Annotated in this window: 6 protein-coding genes and 1 pseudogene; 2 read left to right on the forward strand and 5 right to left on the reverse strand. The window is 70.1% G+C overall.

The window, feature by feature from the left end; translation table 11 throughout:
- A pseudogene (locus tag VF697_RS29050) lies at positions 1–301 on the forward strand (hypothetical protein); the annotation flags it as partial.
- 63 nt (positions 302–364) lie between these two features.
- Positions 365–856, forward strand: coding sequence for a hypothetical protein (locus VF697_RS29055; RefSeq protein ID WP_331099995.1), 492 nt, complete (start codon positions 365–367; stop codon positions 854–856).
- A 107-nt stretch (positions 857–963) separates the two neighbouring features.
- Here VF697_RS29055 and VF697_RS29060 read toward each other — a convergent pair whose 3' ends face one another.
- From VF697_RS29060 to VF697_RS29075, 5 genes are all read right to left on the reverse strand, one after another.
- Positions 964–1,731, reverse strand: a complete 768-nt coding sequence (locus VF697_RS29060) for a tRNA(His) guanylyltransferase Thg1 family protein (RefSeq protein WP_331099996.1) — start codon at positions 1,729–1,731, stop codon at positions 964–966.
- Positions 1,697–2,188, reverse strand: coding sequence for an ATP-binding protein (locus VF697_RS29065; protein WP_331099997.1), 492 nt, complete (start codon positions 2,186–2,188; stop codon positions 1,697–1,699). Before VF697_RS29065 ends, VF697_RS29060 begins: the two co-directional genes overlap by 35 nt.
- Before the next feature lie 113 nt (positions 2,189–2,301).
- The gene (locus VF697_RS29070) at positions 2,302–4,341 is read right to left on the reverse strand and encodes an AAA family ATPase (RefSeq protein WP_331099998.1); all 2,040 of its coding nucleotides are present in this window, start codon (positions 4,339–4,341) and stop codon (positions 2,302–2,304) included.
- Positions 4,342–4,345: 4 nt separating this feature from the next.
- Positions 4,346–4,723, reverse strand: coding sequence for a hypothetical protein (locus VF697_RS43580; RefSeq protein ID WP_414641352.1), 378 nt, complete (start codon positions 4,721–4,723; stop codon positions 4,346–4,348).
- A 223-nt stretch (positions 4,724–4,946) separates the two neighbouring features.
- Positions 4,947–6,216, reverse strand: a 1,270-nt coding sequence (locus VF697_RS29075) for an FtsX-like permease family protein (protein ID WP_331099999.1), incomplete at its 5' end; no start/stop codon positions are given.

The raw sequence follows: 6,216 nt of genomic DNA on the forward strand, positions 1-6,216 counted from the left end.
CAAGGCGTACGACAGCGACAAGCTCGACGAGCGGCTGTGGGACGAGCGCGGCGTGAAGCTCATTGCCCCACACCGTCGGGGTCGCAAACGGCCTGCCACCCAGGACGGACGAGAGCTGCGGCGCTACAAGCGGCGCTGGAAGGTGGGGCGCTTCTTTGCCTGGCTCCACTTCTCCCGTCGGCTTGTCACCCGCTACGAAGTGAAGGCCGAGAACTTCCTGGGCTTCCTTCACCTCGTCTGTGCCCTCATCCTCATGCGCCAATTCCGAGATCGGCTCAATGGTGGGAATCGAAACGCCTGAACGCTTGTTTAGGTATCAGGCAGGGCCAAGTTTGCTGGTCCCTGCCTCATGCGAGCCAGCGTAATGTCCCTTATCTATCCTCACCTTGACGATTCTCGACGTTTTGAAGACCTGTGCAGGCTCCTCATGGGAGCGGAGTTAAATACCATCCTGCACGCGCACGGACGACCCGGACAGCGACAATACGGCGTCGATTCTTACGGCCAGGACAAGGACTTGGCGTGGGTCGGCGTTCAAGCCAAACTCCGTCTTTCTGGAGGGCTTACCTGGAGTGAAATCAAGGAAGAAATCCAGATGGCCCGATGCTTCCAGCCGAAGCTCCGGCGCTACTTCATCCTCACGACAGCACCCGTCAACATCACGCTACAAGAGCAGGTGCGAAAAATCTCCGATTGGCATGTCAAGCGGAACCTATTTGCTGTGGATGTTTTGTCTTGGCGAGCCATCAGCGATTTGCTGGACAAACATCCCCGTGTGACGCGGCAGTTCTACGCATTGCCGATCCTCCCTCGGAGTGGGGCGGGAGAATTGTTGCTTAATCGTCCTGGGGCCTGAAACCCACCACTTTCAAGCCGCTTGGCGCGTTCCCGTTGAAGGTCGCCCACGTCCCCGCACCTCCAGCTCCGGGCTCGCTCACCGCGCCCCCTGTTGAGCCCCTGTGCTCAGCGTCCGCCCCCCTTGCTCCCTTTCATCAGCCCCAGCACGTAGGCGTCGTATTCCTCCTTCATGGGCAGGGACTCGTCCACGCGCAGCCGCCAGCGGGTGGTGCTCACCTTCTGGCCGTTGCGCGGATCCACGCCCTCCTTCTCGTACTCCTCCCACGCGAGGCCCGTACCGCGACGCTGCCAGAGCGGCAGCTCGTTGAAGTTGATGCCCCGCTGGAAGAGGAGCTCGTTCTTGAAGCCCACCGACTTGCCATGCAGCGCATGGGACGCCTGCGCCACGCTCTGGCCCTCCTTACGCAGCGTCCAGTAGCACCAGCCGTGCAGCGCGCAGCGGGCCGCGTCCGCCTGTCTCCAGCGGAAGTAGTCCACCACTTCCTTCTCGTTCACGCCCATCCACACCCGGCTGTCGAACACGGCTGGTACCCCCGCCGCGTGCGTGAAGGTCGCGCTCGCCACCCCGGCCGAGATGGACACCAGCTTCTCCACCTCGCGGTCGTAGAGCGCCCACTCCGGCCGGAAGAGCACCGAAATCTCATCGCTCTCGGTGTACGCGTAGAGGCCCTGCAAGTCCTCCAGCAGCGCCGAGGCGGTGCGCACCATCTGCTGGTGCAGCGTGGCGTCGAAGGGCTTCTCGTAGCGCGCCTCCGTGAAGCGCGAGAAGCCCCGCCCGTCCACCCGCAGCACGCACCACGCCCCGCGCAGCAGTCGCAGCGAGTGGAAGAACTCGCCCTCACGCATCCGGCTTTCGAACTCGTTGGGATTCATCTTCCTGTCTCCACTCCCTCACGTGGAAGCCGCCCTGGGGGTCGAGCCGCACATGGAACAACGCATCGAAGCCCTCGGCGTACGAGGGCCAGCTCAGTTTCCTGCTCGTGATGTGCAGCGCCTTGTCCTCCACCCGTGCCCGCCCCACCCGCGCCGCGTTGCGCGCGAGGCAGGCCTCCAGGTCCGACTCGAAGGCGTAGCCCACCACCCGCGCGCCATGCTCCCGGCCGATGGCGATGAGGGGCGCCCGGTCCCCGACCAGGGGGTTGGTGTTGTCCACCACCACCGAGCGACCCTCCGCCAGGGCCTGGGCGATGAGCCGCTGCTGCCGGGCCTCGCGCCTGCGCGCGTTGGGCCACAAGTCCTTGCTCACGTGGACATGCGTGGCCGCGAGGCGCTCCCGGTAGAAGCTGCTCTTTCCCGAGCCCTGCAGGCCGATGAAAAGAACGAGTTCCATGGCGCGTCTCCTCCCAGACGGTGTGCACGCCCGGGCCCTGACGTCCACGCCAGCCCACGGCGAGTGCTCACCTCCAGGCGAAGGAAGGCCCCGGCGGGGGCCTCCCTCCCGGCTCACGCCGAGGGCGCCCGCGCCTTCAACCGGACCGCCTCCTCCTGCTCCCCGGCGGCCTCCAGGATGGAGGCGGCGCGCGCGTAGTTCGTGGCCGCCTCGGCCCGGCGCAGGTTGGCCTCGTCCACCTGGGCCGCGGACAGCAGGAAGGGCACGGCCCGCCGGGACTCCCCACCCTCCAGCCAGTGCTGCGCGATGGTGGCCGGGGCCGCTCGCCTCCGCTCCAACTGTTGGGCCAGGCGCCGGTGCAGCAGCGCCCCCATCGCCGAGGGAATGGAGCCGCGCACCGCCTCCAGCACGAGGTCGTGGGTGAAGCGCTCGCCCCGGAGGATCTGCGTGGCCTCCAGCTCGCGCAGCGGCTGGGCGAACGAGAGGGGGCGCACCTCCAGCACCTCGCCGGCCAGCTCCAGGTTGAAGTCCATGAGGGCCAGCGCCGCCACCTGGGCCAGTTGCAGCGCCAGCGGGGACAGCCGCTCCAGCCGCTGCTGGATGAGTTGGCGCACCCGCCCCGGAGGAGGCAGCCGCTCCGGCCATCCCCGCTCCAGGCTTCCCGACTCCATCAGGTGCTTGAGTGTCTCGGTGATGAAGAGGGGGTTGCCCCCCGTGTAGCGCGTCATCTCCCCCGCCAGTCCCGTGGCCCCCGGCAGCGCGAGGCTGTCCAGCATCTCTCCCACCGCCGAGGGCGGGAGCGGCTCCAGGTACAGGAATGTCGCCAGCCCCGCCTGCTCCAGCCGCTTCATGAGGGCGGAGGCCTCGGGAGTGAGCTGGCCGAGGCGGCAGCAGTCGATGAGGACCGGGAAGTCGCCCGTCTCGTGGAAGCGGGCATGGGCATAGGCCCCCACCTCCAGGCTGGCGGCGTCGGCGAACTGAAGGTCGTCGGTGACGCAGGTGGGCAGGCCCTCGGTGCAGCGGCGGAGCACCTCGCTGAGGGCATTGAGGTTGCGGACCCGGTCCCCCTCGTCGCGCATGGGGGAGAGGTCGTCACCGGGCTCGGCGCACTCGGGGATGATGCGCGCCAGCTCGCGGCGGATCCACGGCTCCAGGCCCTGCCGCACCGAGGGCCGCTCGGCGAACGTGTGCCGCACATGTCGCACGAACAGCGAGTAGGGCACCTCCGTGTCTCCGGGCCGCCCCGCGAACAGGGTGTAGCGCCCTTTGGAGGCCGCGAAGTCCTGCGCGAGGCGTGACTTGCCCACGCCGGGCTCGGCCAGCAGCAAAATGAGACGCCGCGCCTGAAACGCCTCCTCCATCTGCGCCCACTCCCGCGCGCGCCCCACCAGCACCGGCGGGCGGAGCACGGTGAGCGGCAGCGTCCGTCCGGGCTGCTCACTCCCGGCGCGAGGCCGCACCTGCCCGCGCTCCACGTCTCGCGCCAGCGCGAGCGTGTCCGGGTGCGGCGCGGCGTCGTACTCCTCGCGCAGCATCGTCCGGCAGCGCTCGAAGAGGCTCAGCGCCGCCATCCGGTCCCCCGCGAGGTAGTGCAGCCGCATCAGCCGCCGGTAGGCCTCCTCGGAGAGAGGATCCAACCCCAGCAGCCGCTCGGCGAATTGCAGCGCTCCGGCCAGGTCTCCCCGCTGCTCGCGGGCGTCCGCCTCGGCGCTGGCGGCGCGGCGCCGCAGGGCCTCGAGCTGCTCGCGGGCGCGCAGCAACCACGCCTCGAAGTCCGGACAGTCGTCGAAGTCCAGGGTGCCCAGCAGCGAGCCCGCCTGCGCGAGCGCCTGGGCATGGCGGCCGGCGAAGACGTGGGCCTCCAGCTCCACCGCATCGGTGACCACCCGCTCGGAGAGGGAGATGACATCTCCTCCGAGCACCAGATCCACCCCGGTGGACACCCGCAGCCGGCGCAGGAGCTGACGCATGTTGTTGCGCGCCGTGTCCTCGCCGGAGCCGGGCCACAGCATGCCCGCCAGCCTGTACTTGGGCGTGGGCCCCTCCAGCGCCAGCCAGGCCAGCACCGCGGCCACACGCCGCTGCAGCTCCAGGGGCTCCGCCAGCCCCAGGAGCCGGGCGCCCCCGAGTACCTCCAATCGCCAGTCCGCCACGACGTCATCCCCCAACGCCGCCCGGCGGAGCAGCCACGGGTCCCCGGAGCCTCTCGGGCTCCTCAGGTCCAGAATCCCGTCGGCTGCCCGAGGAGCGAGGCCCCGGCCTGGCCAAACCACCCCTCAGCGGCAGCCGCATGCTGCCTGAAGGTGTGGATGTCACGGAAGCGTCTCCGCAGGGACGAGCCATCCCGGAGCGAGCTGGCCCCCCCCCCGCCTGGTAGCAGGTTCCCACTACGCTGGCGGCCGTCTCCGTCACCCAGGCCAGGGTGGCCGAGAGGCACGGGACAATCGCGGCGGTGGCGGCGGGGTTGTCCACGCACGCGGCCCAGAACTCGTCCGACGCCTCGCGCAGCAGCGCGCGGGCGGCCCGGACGTCCATCTCGAGGCGGCCGAGCTGGAGCTGGGCGAGCTTCACCACGTCATCCAGCCCGGGCCGTAATCACCGGGGCCAGGTCACGCGCGGCCTCCAGCAGCTTCGTCGCCTCAGCACTCTTCATGTGCGTGACTCCTGGGTGGTGGGCGCAGGAGTCCCCCCTTGTCGCCCTTCAAGTGGAGGGCAGTCCTACCAAGGGGGGTGACGGGCCCGTGACGACCCGCCTCCCCTACTCCCCACGCAGGGTAATGGCCGGGTCCACGCGCATGGCGCGCCGGGCGGGCACGAGGCACGCCACCAGCGCCACGCCCAGCAGCACCACGACCACGGCACCGAAGGTGAGCGGATCATGCGGCGCCACGCCGTAGAGGATGCTCGCCATCACCCGCGCCAGGACGAGCGCGCCGACCACGCCCAGCGCCACGCCCAGGCCCGCGAGCGTCATGCCGCTGCGCAACACCATCCACAGCACCTCGGGCGGCCGTGCGCCGAGCGCCAGCCGGACCCCCATCTCCCGCTGCCGCTGGCTCACCGTGTAGGAGAGGACGCCGTAGATGCCCACCGAGCCGAGCACCAGGGCCAGGACGGCGAAGAGGCCGAGCAGCGCCGCGATGAGCTGTGGGCGGGCCACCGCCTCGCCCACCACCTCCTCGAGCGTGGTGATGCGGATGATGGACTGGGACGGATTCACCGACCAGATGGCCTGGCGCACCGCGGTGGCGAGTCCCAGGGAGGCAGCACCCTGGCCGCGCACGATGAGGTCGACATGCCCGCGCCCGTTTTGGAGCACGTGGAGGTAGCCCATGGGCGCCGCGGGCTCGGACAGGCTGCGCTGGCGCACGTCGCCCACCACGCCCACGATGGGTGCCTGCCTGTTGCCGTACTGGAGCATCCTGCCCACCGCGTCCTCACCGGGGAAGAACCGGCGGGCGAAGGCCTGGTTGACCACGAGCACGAAGGGAACCTCGCCCGAGTCCGTGTCGGCGAAGGCGCGGCCTTGAAGCAGGGGAATCCCCATGGCGCGGAAGTAGTCGGTGCTCACCTGCAGGAAGCTCGCGTGCGGCGCATCCCCGGGGTTCGCCAGCGGCTGGCCGGCGATCACCACGGGCTGCGACTCGCCGGGGTTCTCCAGGGGGAGGTGCTTCGCCGTGGCGGCCACCTGCACGCCGGGCACCGCGCGCACCCGCTCCAGCACCTCGCGCAGGTACGGGGGAAGCTTCTCCCTCCGGTGGGCCTGGGGCACGGAGAAGCTCACCACCACCGCGCCCTCGGGACGGAAGCCCGGGTCCACCGAGAGCAGCGACGCCAGGCTGCGCACGGCCAGCCCCGCTCCAGCCGCCAGCACCACGGCGAGCGCCACCTCGGTCACCACCAGCGCGCCGCGCAGCCGCGCCCCACCTCCGCCGGTCAGCCCACGCCCCGAGGCCTTGAGCACCGGAGCAAGCTGGGGCGAGCCCGCGCGCAGCGCTGGCAACAGCCCGAAGAGCACTCCCGTGAAG

Origin of the sequence: Archangium sp. (assembly GCF_036388035.1) — a bacterium.
Classification (GTDB): domain Bacteria; phylum Myxococcota; class Myxococcia; order Myxococcales; family Myxococcaceae; genus Archangium.